Annotated in this window: 2 protein-coding genes and 2 tRNA genes; 1 reads left to right on the top strand and 3 read right to left on the bottom strand. The window is 50.9% G+C overall.

Annotation, left to right across the window (positions count from 1 at the left end):
* Positions 1-149: 149 nt before the first annotated feature.
* On the bottom strand, positions 150-665 hold the full coding sequence (locus VLA04_02250; protein ID HSI20509.1) for a metallophosphoesterase family protein: 516 nt from the start codon (positions 663-665) through the stop codon (positions 150-152).
* Between the two features lie 83 nt (positions 666-748).
* Between VLA04_02250 and VLA04_02245 the strand changes: the two genes are divergently transcribed.
* Positions 749-824 (top strand) — tRNA-Val (locus VLA04_02245).
* Between the two features lie 641 nt (positions 825-1,465).
* On the opposite strand, the gene VLA04_02240 is transcribed toward VLA04_02245, so the two are convergent.
* Both VLA04_02240 and VLA04_02235 read right to left on the bottom strand, forming a co-directional pair.
* The gene (locus VLA04_02240) at positions 1,466-1,705 is read right to left on the bottom strand and encodes a hypothetical protein (protein HSI20508.1); all 240 of its coding nucleotides are present in this window, start codon (positions 1,703-1,705) and stop codon (positions 1,466-1,468) included.
* Positions 1,706-1,942: 237 nt separating this feature from the next.
* Positions 1,943-2,017, bottom strand: a tRNA-Met gene (locus VLA04_02235).
* Positions 2,018-2,080 lie beyond the last annotated feature (63 nt).

The raw sequence follows: 2,080 nt of genomic DNA, 5'->3' as shown, positions 1-2,080 counted from the left end.
CTTCTTCGCGCACCTGGTACGGGTACGGCAACTGTTGCTGTGGTGGGTGAAAAACAAACGGAAACCAGAGACCTTCACTGGGTAGACGGCGCCGTTCTTATCCTCATCGTGGCAATCCTTGGCGGCTGTGCGCTTATGTGGATGCGTGACTAGAGGGTAATGTGCTCCAGAGTATTGGTATCCGTATCGTAAATACCAAAAGTGGGCGTTCCAAAGCGAAAGCCACCCAGTTCACCAGGGTTGGCCAGGAGGGTCTCACTGTGAGGTCCTCCATTTGTTTTAATCAGCTCTGCAGCGGCAATGTGGTCATGGCCGTGAAACGCAGCGTCAAACTCACCGGAGGCAGCAGCTATCTGGGCAATCCTTGGATAGTGGGTGAGGAAGAGTTTTCTTCCGCCAATTTCCAATTCACGGAAATCGTCCGTACCAATGTCTACGTTTCCAGCATCCTTAACCCGAAGCCAGCACATGAGGCGGTCGCCATCCACATTGCCCCAAACGCCGTACCATTGGAGTCCTGATTCACCGAGCACCTCAAATACAGGAGGGGCACAAAAGTCACCTAGGTGAAGCACGGTGGTTATACCCTGTGCTTTTACGTAGGTAATGGCGGCTTGTAGATGATCAAGATGATCGTGGGAGTCTGAGAAGATGGCGATTTTCATATCCACAGTATAGAGGAAGTCTCAAATACGAAAAGTTGGACATCTAGTGATTTGCTGGGGCCTAGCAAATATACAGGAATAGTCCTCCCGTATATCAAGTGGATAGAACAGGCGCTCACTCCGCACTGCATACGGGTTCGAGTCCCGTCGGGAGGACCACAACTTGACAGTGAGTTGTGTGAATGTGGTATGAAGTAGTGAGTGAGCGCCTGGCACAGAGATGTGCAGTATGCAGTTAAAAGGCCGTCCGAGAGGGCGGTCTTTTTGTTTGAATAAGAGGGTTGTCGTACGCATGAGGCATTATTGACGTTGAGCGTTTTACGGGCGACGATGGAAAAAAGGGACGAAATATGGCAAATAGACGCTTACGAAGTAGGGAAAACAAGAAATTTCTCAATGCGAAACAATTTCGTATATCCCTTCTCGGGGATGCTTGCGAAGTATGTGGAAAGAAACTTTCAATACAGGAGCCGGCAGTGGGTCACCACGTCTTTGGTACCCGCCACAATCATTGGCAGGCCATAATGATCCGGTGCCGGGCTTGCGAGAATTCCCTGCACCGCACGTTTGCGGACGGGAACTCCCCTTGGACCTTCCAGGTTTTCCAGCACAACACGCGCGTGGTGGAAAAGTATGCGACTGCCTTGCATATTGCCGACTGGACTGAGCAGTACGGAGCTAGGCAGGAAACCTGGCGGTTACCTGGAGTGCCTATGTGGGTTCTTATCTCCCCGTAAAGGGGAGATTTTCATATAAAAAAGCCCCAGAAGATTACTTCCGGGGCCTGATCTGAGTGACAGCTAGATCTCGAAGACCTGTTCATCCCTCACTTTGTCGTTGTACCGTCGCTCCATGATCTCCGCTATCTTCTCGGGCGAGACGGGTTGGGAGCTGATAAGGAGCATGTATTCGTCAGATTGGGTATCTATCTCTTGAACCGAGGGACAGTCCCGAGAGTTGAATACCACACCCAGCCCTTTTTGAAGCTTTTTGGGATCGATTTGTTCATTCCGATCCCAGGTAATGAGGAATGCTTTCACGCGGGTACTTGTACCACAAAAACGGCTTCTGGTCAATGATTATGCCTCTTCGGCAGGGGCGGGAAGACGCTCACTTTCACGTGCTTTCAACGCATTCGCGATCTGAAGCGCACATGAAGCGTTGCGCTAACTTTCCCTTCGCGTTGCTCAAAAGGTATTGGGAAAGTTGAACCCGGTTCAATTCCCTTTTTCACTACTACCAAAAGAAAAGAGAGGCCAATGGCCTCTCTTTTCTTTTGGTGGCAGGGGCGGGAATTGAACCCGCGACCAAGAGCTTATGAGTCTCCTGCTCTACCTCTGAGCTACCCTGCCTGAGGCGACTTCAAGTACGATAGCAGGAAAACGCCCCGCGATCCAGAGCTATCAAGGCTTGAG

This window comes from Verrucomicrobiia bacterium (assembly GCA_035460805.1).
Taxonomy (GTDB): Bacteria; Patescibacteriota; UBA1384; order CAILIB01; family CAILIB01; genus DATHWI01.
Note: the sequence above shows the minus strand (reverse complement) of the source record. Positions and strands in the feature narration are given on the sequence as shown.

Bases quoted from the DNA above. Each gene is read 5' to 3' on its own strand.
- VLA04_02250 (HSI20509.1), bottom strand. From the start codon at position 665: ATGAAAATCGCCATCTTCTCAGACTCCCACGATCATCTTGATCATCTA.